This is a genomic window from Myxococcus faecalis (assembly GCF_050039385.1).
Lineage (GTDB): Bacteria > Myxococcota > Myxococcia > Myxococcales > Myxococcaceae > Myxococcus > Myxococcus fulvus.
Genome location: NZ_CP144336.1, coordinates 6,329,508 through 6,350,374 on the forward strand (window position 1 = coordinate 6,329,508; position 20,867 = coordinate 6,350,374).

General features: G+C 70.5%; 17 protein-coding genes. 8 read left to right on the top strand and 9 right to left on the bottom strand.

Annotated elements, in window-relative coordinates; all coding sequences use genetic code 11:
* Nucleotides 1-12: 12 nt before the first annotated feature.
* From VZQ01_RS25450 to VZQ01_RS25460, 3 genes are all read left to right on the top strand, one after another.
* The gene (locus VZQ01_RS25450) at nt 13-291 is read left to right on the top strand and encodes an HPr family phosphocarrier protein (RefSeq protein WP_141327235.1); all 279 of its coding nucleotides are present in this window, start codon (nt 13-15) and stop codon (nt 289-291) included.
* Between the two features lie 46 nt (nt 292-337).
* Nucleotides 338-2,158, top strand: coding sequence for a phosphoenolpyruvate--protein phosphotransferase (gene ptsP / locus VZQ01_RS25455; protein WP_223782661.1), 1,821 nt, complete (start codon nt 338-340; stop codon nt 2,156-2,158).
* 86 nt (nt 2,159-2,244) lie between these two features.
* A complete protein-coding gene (locus VZQ01_RS25460; protein ID WP_267699335.1) occupies nt 2,245-2,604 on the top strand; it encodes a hypothetical protein in 360 nt (119 codons plus the stop codon).
* Nucleotides 2,605-2,616: 12 nt separating this feature from the next.
* On the opposite strand, the gene VZQ01_RS25465 is transcribed toward VZQ01_RS25460, so the two are convergent.
* From VZQ01_RS25465 to VZQ01_RS25485, 5 genes are all read right to left on the bottom strand, one after another.
* The gene (locus tag VZQ01_RS25465; protein WP_255665582.1) at nt 2,617-3,102 is read right to left on the bottom strand and encodes an MgtC/SapB family protein; all 486 of its coding nucleotides are present in this window, start codon (nt 3,100-3,102) and stop codon (nt 2,617-2,619) included.
* 33 nt (nt 3,103-3,135) lie between these two features.
* On the bottom strand, nt 3,136-3,735 hold the full coding sequence (locus tag VZQ01_RS25470) for an MXAN_6521/LA_1396 family lipoprotein (protein ID WP_223782658.1): 600 nt from the start codon (nt 3,733-3,735) through the stop codon (nt 3,136-3,138).
* Nucleotides 3,736-3,821: 86 nt separating this feature from the next.
* Complete coding sequence (locus tag VZQ01_RS25475) at nt 3,822-6,500, bottom strand: efflux RND transporter permease subunit (RefSeq protein WP_223782657.1); 2,679 nt, start codon at nt 6,498-6,500, stop codon at nt 3,822-3,824.
* Between the two features lie 111 nt (nt 6,501-6,611).
* A complete protein-coding gene (locus VZQ01_RS25480) occupies nt 6,612-8,747 on the bottom strand; it encodes a site-specific recombinase (protein ID WP_426744911.1) in 2,136 nt (711 codons plus the stop codon).
* Between the two features lie 108 nt (nt 8,748-8,855).
* Nucleotides 8,856-9,431 (bottom strand): Tgt2/MlaC family protein, encoded by a 576-nt coding sequence (locus tag VZQ01_RS25485; RefSeq protein WP_141327244.1) that lies wholly within the window; start codon nt 9,429-9,431, stop codon nt 8,856-8,858.
* 231 nt (nt 9,432-9,662) lie between these two features.
* On the opposite strand from VZQ01_RS25485, the gene metK reads away from it, so the two are divergent.
* Complete coding sequence (gene metK, locus VZQ01_RS25490; protein ID WP_223746987.1) at nt 9,663-10,841, top strand: methionine adenosyltransferase; 1,179 nt, start codon at nt 9,663-9,665, stop codon at nt 10,839-10,841.
* A 92-nt stretch (nt 10,842-10,933) separates the two neighbouring features.
* Here metK and VZQ01_RS25495 read toward each other — a convergent pair whose 3' ends face one another.
* Nucleotides 10,934-11,758, bottom strand: a complete 825-nt coding sequence (locus VZQ01_RS25495) for a penicillin-binding transpeptidase domain-containing protein (protein ID WP_426744912.1) — start codon at nt 11,756-11,758, stop codon at nt 10,934-10,936.
* Between the two features lie 320 nt (nt 11,759-12,078).
* On the opposite strand from VZQ01_RS25495, the gene VZQ01_RS25500 reads away from it, so the two are divergent.
* Both VZQ01_RS25500 and VZQ01_RS25505 read left to right on the top strand, forming a co-directional pair.
* Nucleotides 12,079-14,739 carry a CHAT domain-containing protein gene (locus VZQ01_RS25500; RefSeq protein WP_426744913.1) on the top strand — a complete coding sequence of 887 codons (2,661 nt, stop codon included), beginning with the start codon at nt 12,079-12,081 and terminating at the stop codon, nt 14,737-14,739.
* Between the two features lie 45 nt (nt 14,740-14,784).
* Entirely contained in the window at nt 14,785-15,441 is a 657-nt protein-coding gene (locus tag VZQ01_RS25505) for a hypothetical protein (RefSeq protein ID WP_223782654.1), read from the top strand.
* Between the two features lie 76 nt (nt 15,442-15,517).
* Here the strand turns inward: VZQ01_RS25505 and VZQ01_RS25510 are convergent, their stop codons facing one another.
* Both VZQ01_RS25510 and VZQ01_RS25515 read right to left on the bottom strand, forming a co-directional pair.
* A complete protein-coding gene (locus tag VZQ01_RS25510; RefSeq protein WP_426744914.1) occupies nt 15,518-17,320 on the bottom strand; it encodes a TIGR02996 domain-containing protein in 1,803 nt (600 codons plus the stop codon).
* 10 nt (nt 17,321-17,330) lie between these two features.
* On the bottom strand, nt 17,331-17,801 hold the full coding sequence (locus VZQ01_RS25515) for a YchJ family protein (RefSeq protein ID WP_046716343.1): 471 nt from the start codon (nt 17,799-17,801) through the stop codon (nt 17,331-17,333).
* Nucleotides 17,802-17,927: 126 nt separating this feature from the next.
* Between VZQ01_RS25515 and VZQ01_RS25520 the strand changes: the two genes are divergently transcribed.
* Nucleotides 17,928-18,821 carry an undecaprenyl-diphosphate phosphatase gene (locus VZQ01_RS25520; protein WP_426744915.1) on the top strand — a complete coding sequence of 298 codons (894 nt, stop codon included), beginning with the start codon at nt 17,928-17,930 and terminating at the stop codon, nt 18,819-18,821.
* A 19-nt stretch (nt 18,822-18,840) separates the two neighbouring features.
* Entirely contained in the window at nt 18,841-19,452 is a 612-nt protein-coding gene (locus VZQ01_RS25525; protein WP_082165458.1) for an NUDIX hydrolase, read from the top strand.
* Here the strand turns inward: VZQ01_RS25525 and VZQ01_RS25530 are convergent.
* A complete protein-coding gene (locus VZQ01_RS25530) occupies nt 19,449-20,867 on the bottom strand; it encodes an MBOAT family O-acyltransferase (protein WP_426744916.1) in 1,419 nt (472 codons plus the stop codon). The genes VZQ01_RS25525 and VZQ01_RS25530 overlap by 4 nt on opposite strands.

Here is a 20,867-nt window from a genome sequence, read left to right on the forward strand (position 1 = left end):
TAGGAGTCGCGAATGGCAACGGTGGCCGAGGGAACATACGAGATCATCAACGAGCTGGGGCTGCACGCCCGGGCCGCGGCGCAGATGGTCAAGGTGGCCAACCGCTTCAAGAGCGACGTGCTCATCGAGGCGCAGGGACAGCGGGCCAACGCCAAGTCCATCATGGGGGTGCTGATGCTGGCGGCCGCCCAGGGGGTGCAGGTGAAGCTGACCTGTAAGGGAGATGACGCCGACGCGTGTCTCCAGGAGCTGGCAAAGCTCATCGCCGACCGTTTTGGCGAGTCCAAGTGACGGATGACAATGCAAATGCGGTAGGACGGGGAGGGAACAAAGACACGTGAGCAGCCAGGCCACTCCCACACTGAGGTTGATGGGCATCGGCGCCTCACCCGGCGTGGCGGTCGGCCACGCCTTCATCCTGGACCGGAAGCGCATCCGCACGCCCAAGCTGCGGCTGGCGGAGGCGGAGGTCGAGCCCGAGCGGATGCGGATGAAGACGGCGGTGGACCTGTCGGACCGCCAGCTCGCCGAGCTCAAGGAACAGATTACGCGCACCGAGGGCAGCGACCACGCGCTCATCCTCGAGGCGCACCGGCTGATGCTCCACGACCCGATGCTGGTGGACGCCGTCAACCAGCTCATCGTCGAGGACCGCATCAACGCCGAGTGGGCCGTCCGGCGGGTGGCCCGCAAGATAAAGCACCTGTTCGACAACATCCCGGACGAGTACTTCCGCGAGCGCCGCTCGGACGTGGACTACGTGGCGGACCGCATCATCCGCAACCTGATGGGCCAGGTGGTGGACGAGGAGGTGGAGGTCCCCGCGGAGGCCATCGTCGTCGCGCATGATTTGCCGCCCGCGGACGCGTCGCTGATGGCGCGCAGCGGCCGCGTGGCGGGCTTCGTGACGGACCTGGGCGGTCAGACGAGCCACACCGCCATCGTCGCCCGCGCGCGGGAGACGCCCGCGGTGGTGGGCGCCGGCCGCGCCAGCGAGCAGATCTCCCCGGGGGACCTGGTGGCCATGGACGGCACCCGGGGCATCATCCTGGTGAACCCCACGGAGGAGCAGCTCCAGAGCTTCCGCGAGGAGCAGCGCCGCCACCAGGAGGCCGAGCAGCTGGCGCTGGCCACCAAGGACCTGGAGGCGGTGAGCACCGACGGCTTCCGCATCCGGCTCAACGGCAACATGGAGTTCCTGGAGGAGATTCCGTCCCTCCTGGCGCACGGCGCGGAGGGCATCGGCCTGTACCGCACCGAGTTCATGTTCCTGGACCGCAAGACGGCGCCCACGGAGGAGGAGCACTACCGCGCCTACCGGCAGGTGCTGGAGGCCATGGGCGGCAAGCCCGTCACCATCCGCACGCTCGATTTGGGCGGCGACAAGGTGCCGGGCAAGACGAAGCACGAGAAGGAGCCCAACCCGGCGATGGGCCTGAGGGCCATCCGCTACTGCCTGTCCAACCGGGAGCTGTTCCGCGTCCAGCTGCGCGCGCTCCTGCGCGCCAGCGTGCACGGCAACCTGCGGCTGATGTTCCCCCTCATCTGCGGGGTGAGCGAGCTGCGCGAGGCCCGCAGCGAGCTGGAGGCGTGCCGCACCGAGCTGGGCCGCGCGGGCGTGCCCGTGGGCAAGCGCTTCCCGGTGGGCATCATGGTGGAGACGCCCAGCGCGGCGATGATTGCCGACCGCCTGGCGCAGGAGGCGGACTTCTTCTCGGTGGGGACCAACGACCTCATCCAGTACTCGCTGGCCATCGACCGCCAGAACCGCGAGGTGGCCTACCTCTACCGTCCGCTGCACCTGTCGGTGCTGCGCATGCTGGAGACCATCGTCCACGCGGCCAAGGCGGCCAACATCCCCGTGTCCATGTGCGGGGAGATGGCGGGAGACCCGCTCTACACGCTGGTGCTGCTGGCGCTCGGGTTCGACGAGCTGTCCATGACGTCCGGGCAGATTCCGGCCGTCAAACGCTTCCTGCGCCGGGTGGGCCGCAAGGACGCGACGGAGCTGTTGCGCGAGGCGATGGAGCTGACCACCGCGGAGGAAATCGAGCGCTTCATGCGCACGGAGATGGACCGGCGCTTCGTCGACACGCCGGAGCCCGCGGCCGCCCACGAGTCCCCCGGCGACACGCCGTCCGGACGCACCACGGGCTGAAGCCCGCCTCGCACTCCCTGGAGCGCGAGGCGAGGGCCCGGCTGCCCGCCCGCCGGGCAGGGGCCCCGTGCCGGAGGAGGGCGGGCATGCCCAACTTCCAGGTCGGCACCGGACTTCGGGAGGCGGGTGTGTTCAATCCAGCGGACATCCAGAAGGGCATGACGGCCAGGGACAGGGACGGGGAGAACCTGGGCCTCATCACCGCCGTGGACGCGGCGGGGTTCCTCATCGAGAAGGGCAGCTACTTCCCGCGCGACTACCGCGTGTCCTTCTCCGACGTGACGGACATCGACCGCGACGACGTGTACCTGCGCGAGGACCTGGCCAGCCTGCCCGGCGTCAGGCCGGACGTGCTGGCGGCGCGCGGCGAGGTGGCCCGGCGGCTGCCGCTCCAGCACGACGCCACGGGCGCGCTCGGCGCGGCCCCCGCGGACTGGGACCGGTAGGGCGCGGCCCGCTCACTCCGGGCTCTCGTCCTCCGGGTGCTCGGGGACGCGGCCCTCCACCTTCAGACCCCGGCGGGCGCGGTGCCGGCGGATGGCCTTCTCCAGGGGGCGCAGACCCGCCAGCGCCACCAGGGCGATGACCACCGTGGTGATGGCCGCCCAGTGGAAGCCCATGCCCACCGCCAGCCCCACGGACGCGGTGAGCCACAGGTTGGCCGCCGTCGTCAGCCCCTTCACCTGGCCCTGGTCGCGGATGATGGCGCCCGCGCCCAGGAAGCCGATGCCCACCACCACCTGGCTGGCGATGCGGCTGACGTCCGCGCGCGAGCCCTCCGGCGCGCCCCCTGCCAGGGCCCCCTCCACGAAGACGCTGGAGAGCGTGAAGAGGCACGCCCCCAGCGACACGATGATGTGGGTCCGGAGCCCCGCCGACTGGCCGCGCAGCTCGCGCTCCAGGCCGAGCACGGCGCCCAAGAGCGCCGCGACCCCGAGCCTCATGACGATGAGCGTCTCCTCCACGATGGGAGGAGCCTACTCACCCAGCTCGATTTTCTCGTCCTTGTCCGCTTCGGTGAGTTCGGGATTGGGCAGCGTGTCGAGCGTGGCGGCGAGCAGCTTGGTGGTGGGCACGACGTACGGCGCCACCTCCTCGCCCAGCTCCTGGCTGAACTTCTGCACCCGCGCCGCGTAGTCCTCGTCGCGTGAGCCCCAGCTCCCCGCGGCCTGGGCCGCCCAGACCTCCTCGCCATCACTGCAGCGGAGCAGCTGCGCCTTCACCTCGGCCTCCGCGCCGTCGCCCTTCAACTGGATGGTGGGGTCCAGCCAGAGCACGCCCTCCACGCCCTCGGTGCACAGCTCCTTGAAGGTGGTGTCCGTGGGGCGGCCGGGCAGCGCGACGTTGTCCTTCACGATGAAGTCGCGGTTCTGGTTCACCCACTGGCGGGCGATGAGGCTCCACAGCTCCCCCACCGCAGGCTTCTCGTCCGGCAGGGGCTGCGCCACCACCACCAGCCGCTTGGTCTGCTTGCGGTCCACCTGCGCGTAGTCCGGCCGCACGCGGTGGCTCTTCACCGCCGAACAGCCCGCGAGCAACCCCAGCCCGAGCACGGGCGCCCATCGCATCAGCCTCATGATGTCTCCCTCTCCCGGCCCCCTTTCCTCACGAAGGAGAAGGGGGCCTCGTTACCGCGCGGTTGTGTGACGTCGCTGCCCGCCGCTCAGGCCGCCCGCGTCGAGCCATCCTCGCCGCCGGAGGCGCTGCCCGTGCCGTCGCCCGGCGAGGACTCGCGCTTGCGGCGGTCATGCATGAGCTGCATCACCGCGGCCAGCACGGTGAAGGACACCACCAGCGTGGTGATGAGGCCGATGCAGGCCACCATGCCCATGGAGCGCAGGCCGTTGTGCGCCGCGGCCAAGAGCGCCGCGAAGCCCGCCACCGCCGTCAGCGTGGAGGACGCCACCGCCGCGCCCACGCTCCTGAGCGCCACGAGCGGGGAGGTGCCCTCCAGGAAGCGGTGCAGCAGGTACAGGCCGTGGCTCACCCCGAAGCCCAGGAGGATGGGCAGGATGATGATGTTCATGAAGTTCAGCCGCAGGCCGACGAGCGACATGATGCCCAGCATCATCGCCACGCCCACCCCCAGCGGAATCACGGACGCCAGCGCCAGCTTCGCGTTGCGGAAGTCCAGGAAGTGCATCGCGAGAATCCACAGCGCGGTGAGCACCACCGTGACCTTGCCGTCCCAGAGGACGATGCGCGCCAGCTTCGCGTACAGCTGCGTGGCGCCCGCGGCGCGGAACTCCTTCTGCGCCGTCTGCGTCTTCGGGTCGAAGTCATCCTTGTCGAAGCGGCCCGGGTAGTAGGTGGCGGGGATGGCGCGCGTCTCGTCGGCGAACTGCATCATCTTCTGGCCGTCGAACAGGTCCACGCTCGAGTAGATGAACGTCAGCCAGCCGCGGTTCTCCGGCTGCGCGCTGGGCAGGTTCTGGAACTGGCTCTTGTAGTTGGCCGGCACGCCGTGCACGTCGAAGGGCTTCGCGTCGAGCACCTTCATGAAGAAGGCGGCGTTCTCCTGCATCTCCGGCGGCAGCGCGGCGATGGAGAAGCCGCGCGCCTCCAGGTTCGCCATGTCCTGCTTCCACTCCTGCAGCACCTTCTCGTTGGCCTTGGCCGTGGCTTCCGGCGGCACGAAGGTGAAGACGCTCACCACCTGGTCGATGGACGGGTACTTCTCCGGGTGGTCGGTCAGCTCGCGGTAGATGCCCTCCGCCTCGTCCAGGTCCTTGGTGTAGATGGCCATGGGGTCGCTGGAGATGTTGAAGCGGGCGTTGATCTCGTCCTGCAGCAACACCGACGACATGCCGTCCGGGATGAGCGCGCGGGTGTTGTAGTTGAAGCCCACGCCGTGCTTCACGCGCTCGAAGAAGCCCAGGTTGCCCTCGGGGGGCTCGCCCGTGCCGGCCCAGGGCACGGCCGCCGCGCAGATGAGCGCGACGAGCGCGGTGCTCACGCCCAGCACCAGCCCGGGGCGGGGGATGCGCAGCTCCTGGCCGCTGGAGGAGTTGGTCGGCGGCGGCTTCATCTCGCCGATGAGCTTCTTGGGCCACGCCGGGTTGATGCGGCCGAACAGCGCCAGGAGCGCCGCGCTCCACACGAACAGCGTCAGGCCCAGGATGAGCGTGCCGCAGCCGGCCAGGAAGCCGAACTGGGAGAAGCCGCGGAACTCGCTCACCATCAGCACGAAGAACGAGCCACCCGTCACCACCGCGGCCACCGCCGCCGGCCGGCCCGCGTTGACGAAGGCGTCCACGATGGCCTCGTCGTACGGCTTGCCCGCGCCCAGCTCCAGCCGCGTGCGGAAGGTGAAGTGGATGCCGTAGTCGATGCCAAAGCCCATCAGGATGCCGCCCAGGATGGACGTGATCATGTTGAGCTCACCAATCGTCGCGTAGGTGAAGCCCAGCGTGTAGAGGGTGCCAATCACCGTGCCGCTCACCACGATGAACGTGGGCGCCAGCTTCCGGAAGAAGACGATGGTGATGAGGAAGATGGTGACCAGCGCGATGATGGTGACGGGCTCGAGCGACTCCTCGATCGCGAACGAGTCATCCACCGTCGTCTTGTACGAGCCGGTGTAGCCGTAGGCGATGGTCTTCGCGTCGCCCATCAGCTTGTAGTCCTCGACGAGCTTCGGCTTGCCGTCCTGCGCGGAGTACGCGGCCAGGTCCTTGTTGAGCTTGTCGAGGTAGTCCTTCGTCTTGCCAATCTCCGTGGTGTCCCACATCGGCTTGATGAGGATGAGCACCATCTTCTTGTCGGCGGAGATGTTGTAGTCGTCGCGGATGCTCTTCTTGCCGACGGACGAGTACTTGTCGACCAGGTCCTGGAGGTTCAGCTCCACGGGCTTGGTGGCGCCCATGTCGATGTAGAAGGGGTTGCTGCGGCGCAGCTTGTCCTCGAGGAAGGCCATGATGCGGCGCTTGCCCTCCACCAGGTCCTCCGTCTTCACGAAGAGGACCATGTTCTGCTGGATGAACTCGACCGGCAGCTTGTAGCTGACGGTGCGCACGTGCTCCTTGTCCGCCTGGAGCATGCCGGCGATGTCGTCCGCCGTGCGCTTCATGGCGGCCTCGTCCGTCGAGCGCAGGGCCAGCATCAGGAAGCCGCTGCCGCCCACCATGTCGATGACCTGCTTGACGTCCTTCACCTCCTGGAGGTCCTGGGAGATGAGGTCGAGCTGGTTCGAGTTGATGCGCAGCTGCAGCGTGGCCCAGGTGGACACGGCCAGCAGCGTCAGCAGCACGGCCAGGACGGTGCCGGGCCGGCGGACCAGGAGCCTCGCGAAGCTGTAGGCGAAGCGAGAATGGGAGTTCGGGTTTCGAGGAGCGCCGCTCATTCGCGGCGACCCTAGCGGCAAACGCCCGGCCCCGGAAGCGCGGCATGACCTGCCCGGCCGGCTCCCGGGCCGCGAGGAAGGGCCGCTCGGACCCTGGGAATAAACGCCCCGTCAGGAGCCGCCGTGCTCCAGGGCGGGGGCCGCCGGGGGCTCCTCGGGGGGCAGGAAGAAGGAGCGGGGGGCCGAGAGGAAGCGGGCCACGACCGCCCGCAGGAACGGCAGGGCCTCCGCGGTGGGCACGTCGCGCGCGCGAACGGCCACCCCCAGCGCCAGGCTGAACGACACCGCGAAGTTGATGACCCCGATGAGCCCCACGCCCACGAGCGCCCACAGGAAGTCCGGCTGGAGCACCCCGTGCGGGCCCAGCGCCGCGCCCGCCATGGCCAGGCCGCCGAGCGCGAAGGTGACGTGGCGGATGTCCAGGGGCAGCCCCACGAAGCGCCCCAGTATCGTCATCAGCGCCAGGAGGAAGCCCAGCGTCACGTTGGCGCCCAGACCCGACGCCGCGTGCGCCAGCCCCTCCGCGAGCCGGTGCGCGCCCCGCTCCCCGAGCAGCCTGCGCGTCAGTCGGTGGTGCGCGAGCGCCTCCGGCAGCCGCCGGTACACCACGAAGTTCTCCAGCCACCCGCCCGCCACGCTGGACAGCCACAGCAGCACGCCGGTGAGGGCCGCGTACAACAGCGCGCCGCTCTTCCACGGGTGCATGGAGGCCACCGTGGCCTGGGCCTTGGCGGGGCTCAAGAACGGCTGCCCCGTGGCCACCTGCCACAGCAGGGCCAGCACCACGGCCGCGGGCAGCACGCAGCCCAGGTTTCCCGCGAAGGCGGCCAGCTGGGAGCGGGTGATGCGCGGGATGATGTCCACCAGGCTGGAGAGCCGGTCCCCCCGCGCGCCCTCGCCGATGGCGCCCGCCAGCGTGGCCGCCGTGACGGAGGGCTGCTTGGTGGCCAGCGTGAAGCCCAGCGCCTGGATGAGCAGGAACGCGACCGCGTAGTTGAGGCCCACGCCCAGGAACGCGAAGAGCGGGGCCAGCGGCAGCGTGGCGAGCAGGAACTTGCTGGCCACCGCGACGGCCGTCACCAGTCCGCCGCCCGCCGCCGAGTGCACCATGGCGTGGAACTCCGGGCGCGTGGTGGTGATGTAGTGCTCTCCCGAGTGGCCCGCGCGCTCGATGATCTTGCGCGCCAGCATCCGCACGTTGCGCCGCGCCAGCTCCACCACGGAGCGGTCCGCGTGCGCCCGCCGCAGCAGGTCCGACAGCAGGCCCAGCGCCTCACGCCAGCGCGGCTCGCCCCGGGGCGCGCCCAGCACCCGCGCGATGGCCTCCATGCGCTCCAGGCTCCGGCGGATGCGCTCCAGCCGGTACACCAGGTCCACGCTGACGCCCGCCTCCTCCAGGTGCCGCGACACGCTGCCCACCACCCGTCGGCAGTCGTCCACGCACGTGCTCAGGTCCCGCAGGGTGTCCTGGGCCGCGTCGCGCGCCAGCACCGCGTCGCACACCAGCCGCAGCCGCAGGAAGGGCGAGGCGCGCAGCGAGGTCTCCGGCGTGCGGTCCCTCACGTCCTCGGTGGTGCCCAGCGCCGCCGTCTGCAGGGCCAGGAGCAACAGCGCGTCCATCAGGTCCGCGCGCACGCGGGCGCCCGGCTGGGGCATGGGGGGGCGCGGCTCGCCCACCAGCGCGGACAGCTTCGCGAGCAGGGCGGGCGACAGGTGCGAGAGCCACACCGCGTCCTCGGGCACGGGGAACAGCCGCAGGAGCAGCTCCGACAGCTTGCCGGGCTCGGGCGGCGCGGGCAGCACCGCCCGGGCCAGCCGGTCGGACGCCTCCGCGAAGAAGCCCTGGCCCGCGGGCAGGCCCACCTGGGCGAAGAGCTTCAGGCCCCGGCTGCCGTCGCACACGCCGGACACCAGGAGGGTGAGGCTCGCGCGCATGGCGGGCTCGCCCTCCAGCACGCGCACCATCAGCGCGAGCCTCGCGTCGGCGGGGGGCTGCTGCGGCTCGGTGTCGTCCACCAGGGCGTGCGCGGGGAGGCGCTCGCGCAGCCACGCCATCCACCGCTCCACCCAGGTGAGCCGTGCCTCCAGGCCGTCCTCGGGGACGTCGCGCAAGAGCCGGTACAGGTCGCGCACGGCGGGGTGGCCCGGCGCGCGGGGCGCGTACTGCATGCAGAACGCGTCCACCTCCCGCTCGGAGGGGCCGTGCTGGGAGCGGCTCGGAGGTGCAACGGAGTGGGAGGCGGTCATCAACCAGGCCAGAGGGGGAGGGACAGACTACGCCAGCCCGGCATCCCCTCGGAACCCCTCCGGCGACCTGGGGCCTGGTGGCCTGGTCGCCGGGAGTGGGCGCGGCGGCTACTTCTTCGCCAGCTCCTGCCGCATGCGGCCCAGCAGCAGGTCCCACCCGCCCTGCTTGAGCAGCGGCTGCACCTGGGTGTCGCGGATGTCCTGGAGCATGGAGGAGCCGAGCACCGTCACGTCGACCACCTTCCACGCGGCCGCGTCCTTCACCAGGCGGTACTTCAGCTTCATCTCCTGCGTCTTCAGCGGGTGCTTGATGAAGACGACCGAGTCCACCGTGGCCTCGCCGCCGTTCACCTCGGCGGGCGAGTAGACGATGTCCTCCAGCGACTTGAAGTTCTCGCGCACGCGCGGGAAGGCAATCTTCGCGAACAGGCCGTGGAAGAGGCTGACGAACTCCTTGCGCTGCTCGTCGGTCCCCTTGGACCACTCGTCGCCGAGCAGGTACTTGCCCTGCTCCTCACCGCCGAAGAGCTTGAGCGCGGCGGCGTCCCGCTCGTAGCGCACGGACGACACCACCGTCTTCACGGGCTTGACGACCGGGTCGTCCTTCTTCGGCGCCGCGGCGGCCGCGGGCAGTGCGAAGGCGAAGGCGACCAGGAGGGAGAGGGTACGGAAGCGGGCGTTCATGTCGGGCGAGTCCTCCAACGGGATTGCTCGGCGTTCTGTTAGCCCAGGAGAACGTCGGGCGCCTCGCGAAATTCATCCCCATGCGGGCCGAGGGCTTCTGGCCATGCCCGTTTGCCCAGGGGGCACCCGCGAATGTGCGGGCATTGATGGCTGTTTGACTCCCCCAGGACCACACTTTAGTGTCCTGCCCTTCGCGCGTCGTCTGCGCCTCCTTCTCTCTACAGAGCCGACATGCCTACCGACTTCCTCTTCACGTCTGAATCCGTCACCGAGGGCCACCCGGACAAGATCGCCGACCAGATCTCCGACGGTGTCCTGGATGCCATCATCGCCAAGGACCCCCAGGCCCGCGTCGCGGTGGAGACGCTGGTCAAGACGGGCCTGGCCATCGTCGCGGGTGAGGTGACGACGAACACCTACGTGGACATCCCGCGCATCGTGCGCAGCACCATCTGCAAGATCGGCTACACCGACAGCTCGATGGGCTACGACGGCAACACCTGCGGCGTGATGGTGGCCATCGAGGGCCAGAGCCAGGACATCGCGCGCGGCGTGGACAACAAGAAGGACCAGGGCGCTGGTGACCAGGGCATGATGTTCGGCTTCGCGTGCGACGAGACGCCGGAGCTGATGCCCGCCCCGCTGCACTACGCGCACGCGCTCACGCGCAAGCTCGCCGACGTGCGCCGCAAGCAGCACGACTGGCTGCGCCCGGACGGCAAGAGCCAGGTGACGGTGGAGTACCGCGAGGGCCGCCCGGTGCGCATCGACGCGGTGGTGGTGTCCACGCAGCACTCGGAGGAGATCTCCAACAAGCGCATCCAGGAGGCCATCCGCGAGGACGTCATCGCGAAGGCGCTCCCCAAGAAGCTCATCGACAACAAGACGAAGTTCTTCATCAACCCCACGGGTCGGTTCGTGGTGGGTGGCCCCATGGGCGACTCGGGCCTGACGGGTCGGAAGATCATCGTCGACACCTACGGCGGCATGGGCCGTCACGGCGGCGGCGCGTTCAGCGGCAAGGACCCGTCCAAGGTGGACCGCTCGGCGGCGTACATGGGCCGCTACATCGCGAAGAACGTCGTGGCCGCGGGCCTGGCGCGTCGTTGCGAGGTGCAGGTGTCCTACGCCATCGGCGTGGCCGAGCCGGTCAGCGTGATGGTGGAGACGTTCGGCACCGCCACCGTCCCCGAGGAGCGCATCGCCAAGGCCATCCGCCAGACGTTCGGCCTGCGTCCGCGCGAAATCACCGAGGGCCTGGACCTGCTGCGGCCCATCTACCAGAAGACCGCCGCGTACGGTCACTTCGGCCGCTCCGAGAAGGAGTTCACCTGGGAGCGCACCGACCGCAAGGACGCCCTGCGCGACGCCGCCAACAGCACCAGCTCCCGCCGCCTGAAGGCGGTCTGAGGTCGCTGACACACCCGGCCGTCACGGTCGGGTCTCGACGCGGGCCGCTTCCCGGATGTGGGGGCGGCCCGTCGTCTTTTCCAGGCGTCGTGTCAGAGCAGCCCTTGCGCCTGGAGCGCCTCGATGGCGGCGGGGAGCGCGAGGTTCTTCGACGGGGACTTGCTGCCGGGCGGCTGCTTCACGGCGCTGACGAAGACGTGGCGTCCCTTGGGGGAGGACACGTGCCCCACCAGCCACATCACGTCTCCGTCCTTGGCGTCCTGGTGCCAGCCCGTCTTCGCGCTGAGGGTGGCGTGGTCCTTCCAGGGGCCTCCCAGGTTGAGGCCGTCACGCACGCTGGCGACGGTGTCGGGGCCGTGGACCAGCGTGGCCTGGACGGCCTCGAGGACGCGGGGGCTGACGAGGAGCTGGCCCCGGTACATGCGCGCGAGGAAGTCGAGCTGCGCGTCGGGGGAGATGCGCAGCGGGCCGCCGAGCCAGAAGCGGGTGATGTCGCCGGAGGCCTTGCGGTTGCCGTAGTCCAGGCGCATGAGCCATTGCTCCATGCGCTCGCGGCCAATCTGCTTCGCGGTGCCCTGGAAGACCCACAGCGCCGAGCGGCGCATCGCGGTGTCGAGCGTCTGGTCCTGGTTCCACATGGCGATGGCGTGCTGGGTGCCGTCCCACTTGCGCACCTCGTCCGTGCTCGACACGACGCCGGTCTCCAGGGCGATGAGCGCGTGGGGCACCTTGAAGGTGGAGGCCGGGACGAGCGGCGTGGCGCACAGCTTCGCGCCGTTGCGTGTGACTTCGCCGGAGTCCAGGTCCATCACGAGGAAGCAGCCGGGGTGCTTGGGCGTCTTGGGCGGTGCCGCGAGCGCGCTGGTGGTGACGAGGAGGAAGACGAGCACTGCGCGGAGGGAGCGGCGGCGGGACATGGGACTCCTGGGCGATGGGGGCGCTGCTGTGTCGGGCGTGCGCTTGGAGCAAGGTGTGGGCCAGGAGGACCCGCCTGGGACGGAGTCGTGCGCGTGGTTGGAGGACCACACGGGTGCGGTGATTCGTCCGCACCGCCGTGGTTCGAAGCGGCGTAGCGTGTGACGGGAAGATTCTGGCGACCCGTCGTTGAGCGGGCATGGGCTGCCAGGGCACATACGCGGGGAGTTCGCCGGTGGATGCAGGGTCCGGGTCCTGGATTCCGAGGCCGAAGTCGGCCGTTCTCGTGGCGTTGGTGGTGGTGGTGGGAGGCGCGGCACTCATGGCGGGCTTGCGCTCGCGCCGCGTCGCTCCCGTGTCGCCCGAGCTGTTCCTCACCAGCGCCCCCGTGCGCATGCTCGAGGCCCGGGTCAGCTATCCGGGCGCGGACGTGTATCGGCCCTATGGGCCTCTGCGCTCGGCGGCGGACGCGGGCCGCGCGGCTCCGGCGCCCCTGAGCGAGCTGGCGCGACTGGAGTCCGAGGGTGACATGCACGGCCTCGCGGCGGCCTATCTGGTGCGCCGCAACGCGGAGATGGCCGCGCCCTATCTCGCGAAGGCGGGCACCTCTCCGGATGTCGCGAGCGACCAGGCCATCATGGCGCTGGACCGCGGTGACTCGGCCTCCGCGCTCGCGCTGCTGGAGGGGGTGCTCGCCTCGCGGCCCACGCATGCACAGGCCCTGTGGAACCGCGCGCTGGTGCTGCGGGACCTGGAACTCTGGGCGCTGGCCGCGCAGTCGTTCGACGCGGTGGCCGCGCTGGGCGAGTCCGGCTGGGCCCAGGAGGCGACCTCTCGCGCCCAGGCCGCGCGCGGTCGGCTGCGAGGCACCGAGGACTGGCGAAAGACGTCGACGTGGGGCCAGTCCCTCGTCGTGGAGGGCGCGCGTGTGCCCGATGACGTGCTCCGCGCACAGCCCGGCATCTTCCGCATGTACTTCTACGAGGCCCTGCGCGCGGCCCCCACCGTGGAGCGCGTGCGCGCCCTGGAGCCGATGGCCGCGACGCTGGACGCGCACTCGGGCGGCACCGCCCTGCGCGCGGCTCTCCAGTGGACCCTGACGCGGGACTTCCAGCTCCGCGCGCCTCTGGCCCGTCGCTATCTGGAGCTGTACCGCACCCATCAGGTCGAGGGTGGCTTCGCCGCGTTCCTCGAGGACGTGCGTCGCGCCGGAGAGCAGGACCTGTTCCTGGGCGCGCTCGTTCGTGAGAGCAAGGTGGCCGACCACCTGGACGAGGTCTCCCGGCTCGTCGCGAAGCTCCAGGACCCGTGGTTCACGCTGCTCCTGGAGCACGAGCGCGCACTGCAGGCCATCTCCCGAGGCGAGCTGCTCCAGGCCGAGCAGCTCCTGCTGAGCGCGGCGGCGCGGTGCCAGCAACACCCGCTGGGCTATCGCTGCATCCCCATCGAGTCCGACCTGGGCGACCTCTATCGTCAGCTCCACCGGTTGGCCGAGGCCCAGCGTCACCTGCTGGCCGCGCGCGCGCTGTACCGCGTGGACCCGCGCTGGGGAGAGGCGCAGCTCCTGCTCCAGCTCGGACAGCTCGCGCGCTACCAGGGCGATGCGGCGCTCGCACGCGGCTACCTGGATGAAGCGCTGGCCCAGCGTCCCGACGACTGCACCATCCGTCACTTCGTCCGCGCCAACGATGCGCTCGCCTTGCTGGAAGCGTTCTCCGTGGAGAGCGCGCAGGCCCGCATGCGCGAGGCGCTCGCGTGCAAGACGCCCCTGCTGTTGTCGGGCGCGAAGACGCTGGCGGACCTGGCCCGGCTCCAGCCGGACTCCGCGCTGGACGCGCGCCTCGTGCAGGGCCTGGCGGAGCGACGCCAGAAGGGGAACCTCACGCCGGGCGAGTCCGCGCTGCTGACGCACATCGAGGGCCGCTATGTCGTGGAGCGCGACCGGCCGCGCGGCGAGGCCCTGCTGCGCCAGTCCATCGCCGAGGCCGCGAAGCTGCCCGTCACCAGCGTGGATGCCCGCAAGGCCCGCGCGTACAGCTACACGTCGCTGCTCTTCTCCTCCGCCAAGGCGGGCGAGTACGAGCAGGCGTGGCGCCTCTTCGGTGAAGAGGTGGGCGGACAGCTCCCCGGGCGCTGTGTCCTGGCCGTCACCACGGACGTCGAGCGCACCTTCGTGCTGGTGCGAGGCCCGGAAGGTCAGCTCGTCGGTCACCACGACGCGAGCCGCAGGGCCCCGCTGCACGACGAGCTCCAGGGGCTCATCCCCGATGCGATGACGGACCTGCTGCGCGCCTGTCCGGCGGTGGAGGTGGTGGCGCGCCCGCCGCTCCATGGTCGCGCGGGGCTGCTGCCGGAGGACCTCGCCTGGGCGTACCACTCGGTGCGCGCGTCGCCCGTCGCGTCCGGTACGCGGACGCCTCGCCGCCTCGTCGTCGCCGACGTGCAGGCGCCCGAGGCGCTGGGCCTGCCGATGCTCGGAGGCTGGGCGGGGCTGCCCGGAGACGAGGCCACGATGCTGCTCGGACGCCAGGCCACGCCGTCCCGCGTGCTGGAGGCGATGACGGACGCGACGCAGATCGAGGTCCACGCCCATGGGCTGATGAATCCGGATGTGTCCGAGGCCTCGTTGCTGGTCCTGTCGCCGGAGCCGAGCGGCCGCTACGCGCTCACCGCCGGCGAGGTGCGCGGGGCGAAGCTGCGCGGCCAGCCGCTGGTCATCCTCGGCGCATGTCGGGCCGCGCATGGCGCCGCGTGGACGTACGAGCGCTTCAGCCTGCCGGTGGCCTTCCTGGACGCGGGCGCGAGCACGGTGCTCGCGGCGACGGTGGATGTGCCGGACGCGGAAGCAGGACCTTTCTTCAATGCCGTGAGGGAGCGGATTCAGCACGGCGAGCGCGCGGCCAACGCGCTGAGGGACGTGCGGATGGCCTGGATGAAGCGAGACCCACGCAGCTGGGTGCGCTCCGTCCTGGTCTTCGATTGACGGCGGGATGGGCCCGCCTGGATGGACTGGAGGGGGAACGACGATATGAAGACCTCGAAGAAGCTGATGATGTGTGTGCTGTTCGTGGGTGCCTTGACGGGATGCCGCACGCTGGGCTCGCGGCCGACGCCAAGCCCCTCGTGCCCGGAGGTGGCGCCGCTGCCGAAGGTGCCGACCATCCAGGCCCTGCCTCCCAACGCGGAGCTGCCCGAGGGCGCCACGCAGGTGGTCGTCGGACTGTGCCGCAGGACGGGCCAGTACCTCGCGCTGGGCGTCGCTCCCGAGCAGGGGCGCTTCGCGTACGCGGTGGCGGGCAGCCGGGGGACCAGCGATGCGTTCTTCGCGCGCGTCCAGCGGCTCGGCCTGCCGATGACGGTGTTCAGCGCGCCGGTGAAGCTGCGCAAGGGCGGCTCGGTGGGCAGCTCGGCGGTGGACACGAGCTCCGACCCGCAGCAGGGCAACCCCCAGGAGGACAAGGACCCGACGGAGGGGCCGACGTACGACCCCTGCATCAATCAGCAGGACGAGATTGGCGACAAGCCGCCGCCGGACCCGACGGACGAGGGCGGCGCCGCGCCCACGGTCCCCAACTCGTTCGCGAGCCTGGCCTGGCAGACGGCCAGCGCCATCGACGCGGCCTCGGACCCCGCGCCGGAGAAGCCGGACACCACGTCGCCCACGGGCTCGACGGTGCCTCGGTAGTCAGGTGAGTCGAGGCGAGGAGCCCGGACCGTGCACCGGGCTCCTCGCGGCGGGGGGACGAGCCGTGTCCCGTCCCTCACTCCGCGAGCACGCCATCGAGCTCGCCGACCCGTCGCAAGACCTCGTGCCTCGCCGCCGTGCGGAGCCGATGGTCCAGGATGAGCTTCGAGCGCTTGAAGGGTTCGAGCCGGTCGATTCGCTCGAGCCCCGCCAGGAGGTCATCGCGCACGAGCTCCTCGTGGGGCTCGTTCATCGCGGTGGTGAAGAGGTGGACCTCGTGCCTCCCATCGGGTCCACGCACGAAGCGGAAGCCGCAGCTCCAGTCCTTGGAGTCGTTGCGTACCAGCCGGAGCGTGAGGTCCGGGACCTTCAGCCTCGGGACGAGCGGGATGAGGGCCAGCGCCTCCGCGGCGGAGGGGCCACTGACGTAGACGCGGAGCTGGAGGCGCTCCAGCCTGGACACGAGTGGTGACTCCAGGAATCGAGCGGCCCACCAGTGGAAGGCGAAGATGTCCAGGTGGCGCAGCGAGGGGAACGCGCTGGGGTCCTGGGCCAGCTCCACCCATTGGTCGAGCGCGCCACGCATCGCGAGGGACTCGAGCCCGGGCCGCTTCGCCAGGTCCTGCGTCCTCACGTCGCTGTTCACGAGCGAGCGCAGCGACTTCATCACCGGGTCCGTGGTGACGTCGTAGTCCCCGCGACCTTCCAGGTGCTCCACCGTGGCCCAGAGCGGATGACCCGCCGTCTTCTGGATGGCGCTCCGCAGGGCGCTCGAGTTGCCCTGCTTCAGCGCGGCGTGGGACAGGAAGCCCCGCGTGAAGACGCAGTCGGGCTTGAGCACCTCGTCGAGCGGACCGAGCAGCTCCTTGCGCGCGTTCTCGAGAAGCTCCCGCTCGCGCTTGCGCTCGGCGGTGGTGAGCGACCGACGCGTGGCCTCGAGCTGCAGGGCGATGAGCTCGCCGCGCGGATGGCCTTGCTCCAGCAGCACATCCGCCAGCACCGCGCGCGCCTCGTTGTCTCCTGGCTCCTCCAACACCCGCGCGAGCAGCGCCTCCGCGTCCCCGCCCTTCCTTGGCGCGACAGGCTCCGCCCCCCGCGGCTCCGCGTCGACAGGGAGGACGGCCCCGTGGGCCGCATTGGAGTGTTCGCCCACGGCCCAGGTCTTCCCTGGCGCGACGGGCTCCGCCCCCCGCTGCTCCGCGTCGACAGGGAGGACGGCCCCGTGGGCTGCATTGGAGTGTTCGCCCACGTCCCAGGCCTTCCGAGGCGCGACGGGCTCGGCCTCCCGCATCTCCGCGTCGACGTGGATGATGGCCTGGTGGTCCGCGGCGGAGAGCTCACCTTCGCGGGCCGCGGCGTCGAGCTGGGCGCGAATCCGGTCGACGTGGCTCGCGAAGAAGGCCTCGGCGTCGTCCTCCACGTCGTAGCCCTTGCGCGCCTTCAGCACCGTGCTCGCGGCACGAGCATCCCGGATGCGGCGCGCCAGGGGCGCAAGCCTCGTCCAGAAGGGACGCGCGCCAGTGCTGGTGAAGGGAGGCTCCGCGAACTGGCTCGCGACCCAGCGGTCGATGCGCGGGTCCTCGGGCCAATCCGCGAGCGCCTCCAGCCGGGGCCTCGCCTTCACCGAGCCCTTGTCGAGCAGCGCCGCGAGCAGCGTCGTGAGCGTCGCGGCATCCCGCCTCTCGGCGAGCGCGTCCCAGTCCTTGGGTGCGGGCAGGTCCCTCGCGAGCTTCTTGCCCAGTCCGACGATGCGCTCGGCCAGCACCGTGTGGGGCGCTGCGCGCCAGCGCGTGAGCAGGTTCTCCAGGACACCCGCCCAGTCCCCCTGCTTCGTGGCCTCCTCCAGCGCGGGCGACTTCTTCTTCGGCGCGGCGGGCATCGAAGACCTCCTACCGGGGGAACGTCGCCAGGGTAAGGGACTCGGGAGGGACGGTCAGCTCGCGGAGCATCAAGGTGTGCCCGGACAGGTAGCGCCAGCCGACCCCGTCATGGCGGAAGTCCGAGCGCTCGACGAAGGAGCGCTCCTTTCCCTTCTCGAACACCTTGGCGAAGAAGAGCACCTGGGCGTTGCCCTGGGCGTCCGGCGCCTGTCGGTCCATCACCACCAGCTTGGGGAACTGGTGCCCCTGGGCGAAGGCGCGCAGCTCCCGCACCACGTCGGCCTCGGGCCGGGCGCGGTCCGGGTGCTGGGGGTGGAGTGTCTTCCACAGGTAGGAGGCCTCACGCTGGGCGAAGGCGCTGTAGCGGCTGCGCATCAGCCGCTCGGCGTCGGGGGCTTCCGCCTCGCCCTTGTGGAAGGGGGCGCAGCACTCGCGGTAGCGCAGGCCGGAGGAACAGGGGCAGGGTGGGGCAGGGGGCATGTCTCGGGAGGGGAGCCTACCTGGACCGGTGGTGGGTCGGGAGCGCCGCATGCTCTGCGAGTCACACACGCACAGGAACGCCCTTGCTGGCGGCGGTGTCCGGGCATACATCCCGGGACCGCGCCTATGAGCCTTATTGAAGCCATCGTCCTGGGACTGGTCCAGGGTCTCACGGAGTTCCTGCCCATCAGCTCCACCGCCCACCTGCGCATCGCGCCGGAGCTGTTCGGCTGGAAGGACCCGGGGGCCGCGTACTCGGCCGTCATCCAGTTGGGCACGGTGGCCGCCGTGCTCATCTACTTCCGCAAGGACATCGTCTCCCTCGTCACCGCCTTCTTCAAGGGCCTGGCGAAGCGCGAGCCCTTCGGCACCGTGGAGTCGCGCCTCGCGTGGTTCGTCCTGGTGGGCACGCTGCCCATCGGCCTGTGCGGCCTCGCCTTCAAGAAGGCCATCGAGACGCAGTTCCGCTCGCTCTACGTCATCTCCGGCAGCCTCATCATCCTGGCCATCATCCTCTTCGTGGTGGAGAAGCGCGCCTCCCACAAGCGGACGCTGGCGGACATGACGTGGCGGGACGGCATCCTCATCGGCCTGTGGCAGGCGCTGGCGCTCATCCCGGGCTCGTCGCGCTCGGGCACCACGCTGACGGGCGGCCTGTCGCTGGGCCTCAAGCGCGAGGACGCCGCGCGCTACTCGTTCCTCCTGTCCATCCCCGCCACCACGCTCGCGGGCATCTTCGAGCTCAAGCACCTGCTGGAAGCCACCGAGCGGCCCAGCGCCGTGTCGCTCTGGGTGGGCACGCTGGTGGCGTTCGCCTCGGGCATGGCGGCCATCGCGTGGTTGTTGAACTACCTGCGCTCGCGCACCACGCTGGTGTTCGTGGTCTACCGCGTGGCGCTGGGCGTGCTGCTGCTGGTGCTGCTCCAGATGAACATGCTCAAGCCGCTGTCGGGCGTGGAGAACGTGGACGTGCCGCCCGAGCCGGGCAAGCAGCAGCTCGAGAAGCAGATCACCGACTGAGTCGCGGAGGCGTGGCGTCGTGAGCGTGGAGTCGTTGTTCCAGGCGGTGGAGGCGCGGTTGTCCACGCGCCCCGCGCGCAGCGTGGACCTGCCAGGGCTGGTGCTGCGCGAGGCCTCCGTGCTGGTGCCGCTGTTCGAGCGCGACGGCGTGCCCCACATGGTGTTCACCCGCCGCCCGGCCACGCTGCGCACCCACGCCAACCAGTACAGCTACCCCGGCGGAGGCCGCGACGCGGAGGACCTGACGCCGCTGCACACCGCGCTGCGCGAGACGGAAGAGGAGCTGGGCATCGACCGGCGCGGCGTGCGCGTGCTGGGCATGCTGGACGAGGTGCCCACCATCTCGCAGTACCGCGTGCGGCCCTTCGTGGGCGTGATTCCGGGGGACGGCCGCTACACGCCGAGCCCGGAGGAGGTCGCCTTCATCCTGGAGGTGCCGCTGGCGCGCCTGCTGGACCCGGCCATCCTGCGCGTGGAGCGCAAGGAGGTCTTCGGCGCGGAGCGGGACTTGTACTTCTACACGTACGAGTCCCACGTCATCTGGGGCGCCACCGCGCGCATCCTCCGCGACTTCCTCACGCAGCTGTCGCAGGTGCCGGACTTCGAGTCGTTCCTCGGCGCGCGCGGCTAGAACTGCAGGTAGACGTACGGCCGCGCCTCCACGGACGCCAGGTGGCGGATGCCCAGGCCGAGCACCACGAGCGCCATCGCGCGCACGGGCACCGGCATCCGGACGAACGCCTCCGAGGCCACCGTGTACAGCTTCATCGGCACCACGTGGAAGAACACCGCCGCGGCCAGCATGCCCCACACCAGCGGGCTGACGTTGGCGATGCCCGGCACGCCCGCCATCATCCGCGCGTAGAACTCCCCCGCGTCCGTCATGGAGTGCGCGCGGAACACCACGCGCGTGAGCACCACCAGCGTGAAGGTGGCCAGCATGCCCGCCGCGACGCGGGGGATGCCCGGGTTCTCCGGCTTGCCCACCGACCACTCCCAGCAGCGCGTCAGCCCCAGCGCCACGCCGTGCACCGCGCCCCACACGGCGAAGCGCCAGTCCGCCCCGTGCCACAGGCCGCCCAGCACCATCACCGTCATCAGGTTGAAGAGCACGCGCGGCTTGGACACGCGGTTGCCGCCCAAGGGCCGGTACAGGTAGTCCCGGAGCCACGTGGACAGGCTCATGTGCCACCGGTTCCAGAACTCGCCCACGTTCTTCGCCAGGTACGGCCGGTTGAAGTTCTCCGGGAACTTGAAGCCGAACAGCGCCGCCACGCCCAGCGCGATGTCCGAGTAGCCCGAGAAGTCGTAGTAGAGCTCGAAGGTGTAGGCCACCGCGGCGACGATGCACTCGGCGGAGGCGTACTTCTCCGGCGCGGCGAACACCGGGTCCACGATTCCGCTGCCCAGCACGTCCGCGATGACCAGCTTCTTCACCAGGCCCACGGCAATCCGGAACATCGCCCGGCCGCCGTCCTCGGGCGTCAGCGTGGGCACGTCGCGGAAGCGCTCGAGCAGCTCCGACGCGCGGATGATGGGACCGCTCACCACGCGCGGGAAGAACAGCATGTAGAGCAGGTGCTCGAGGAACGAGTGCTCGGAGCTGGCCTTCCCCCGGTACACGTCCACCGTGTAGCTGATGGCCTGGAAGACGTAGAACGACAGGCCCAGCGGCAGAATCAAATCGAACGGCGTCTCGCGGACGTGCAGGCCCCACGAGGCCGGAATCAGCGAGAGCGCCGTCTGGCGCAAGAGCTCCAGGTACTTGAAGCCCGCGAGCAGCCCCAGGTTCGACACCACCGACAGCGTGACGAGCAGCTTGCGCACGCCGGGCGACCGCGCGCGGCCCATGCCCTTGACGAGCACATGGTCCACGGTGACGCCCGCCAGGAAGATGAGCAGCGGGAAGGGCGTGAAGGCCGTGTAGAAGAAGACGCTGGCGCCCAGCAGCACCAGCATGCGCGGCCAGTAGTGACGGTGCACCGCCCAGTAGAGCGCGAACACCGCGATGACGAACACGAGGTACTGGAGGCTGTGCGACAGCAC

Coding starts and splice junctions, on each gene's coding strand:
- VZQ01_RS25465 (WP_255665582.1), bottom strand. CDS start 3,102: ATGAGGCTCGGGGTCGCGGCGCTCTTGGGCGCCGTGCTCGGCCTGGAG.
- VZQ01_RS25460 (WP_267699335.1), top strand. CDS start 2,245: ATGCCCAACTTCCAGGTCGGCACCGGACTTCGGGAGGCGGGTGTGTTC.
- VZQ01_RS25515 (WP_046716343.1), bottom strand. CDS start 17,801: ATGCCCCCTGCCCCACCCTGCCCCTGTTCCTCCGGCCTGCGCTACCGC.
- VZQ01_RS25505 (WP_223782654.1), top strand. CDS start 14,785: ATGAAGACCTCGAAGAAGCTGATGATGTGTGTGCTGTTCGTGGGTGCC.
- VZQ01_RS25500 (WP_426744913.1), top strand. CDS start 12,079: ATGGCGGGCTTGCGCTCGCGCCGCGTCGCTCCCGTGTCGCCCGAGCTG.
- VZQ01_RS25450 (WP_141327235.1), top strand. CDS start 13: ATGGCAACGGTGGCCGAGGGAACATACGAGATCATCAACGAGCTGGGG.
- VZQ01_RS25510 (WP_426744914.1), bottom strand. CDS start 17,320: ATGCCCGCCGCGCCGAAGAAGAAGTCGCCCGCGCTGGAGGAGGCCACG.
- VZQ01_RS25495 (WP_426744912.1), bottom strand. CDS start 11,758: ATGTCCCGCCGCCGCTCCCTCCGCGCAGTGCTCGTCTTCCTCCTCGTC.
- VZQ01_RS25470 (WP_223782658.1), bottom strand. CDS start 3,735: ATGAGGCTGATGCGATGGGCGCCCGTGCTCGGGCTGGGGTTGCTCGCG.
- VZQ01_RS25480 (WP_426744911.1), bottom strand. CDS start 8,747: ATGACCGCCTCCCACTCCGTTGCACCTCCGAGCCGCTCCCAGCACGGC.
- VZQ01_RS25520 (WP_426744915.1), top strand. CDS start 17,928: ATGAGCCTTATTGAAGCCATCGTCCTGGGACTGGTCCAGGGTCTCACG.
- metK (WP_223746987.1), top strand. CDS start 9,663: ATGCCTACCGACTTCCTCTTCACGTCTGAATCCGTCACCGAGGGCCAC.
- VZQ01_RS25475 (WP_223782657.1), bottom strand. CDS start 6,500: ATGAGCGGCGCTCCTCGAAACCCGAACTCCCATTCTCGCTTCGCCTAC.
- VZQ01_RS25485 (WP_141327244.1), bottom strand. CDS start 9,431: ATGAACGCCCGCTTCCGTACCCTCTCCCTCCTGGTCGCCTTCGCCTTC.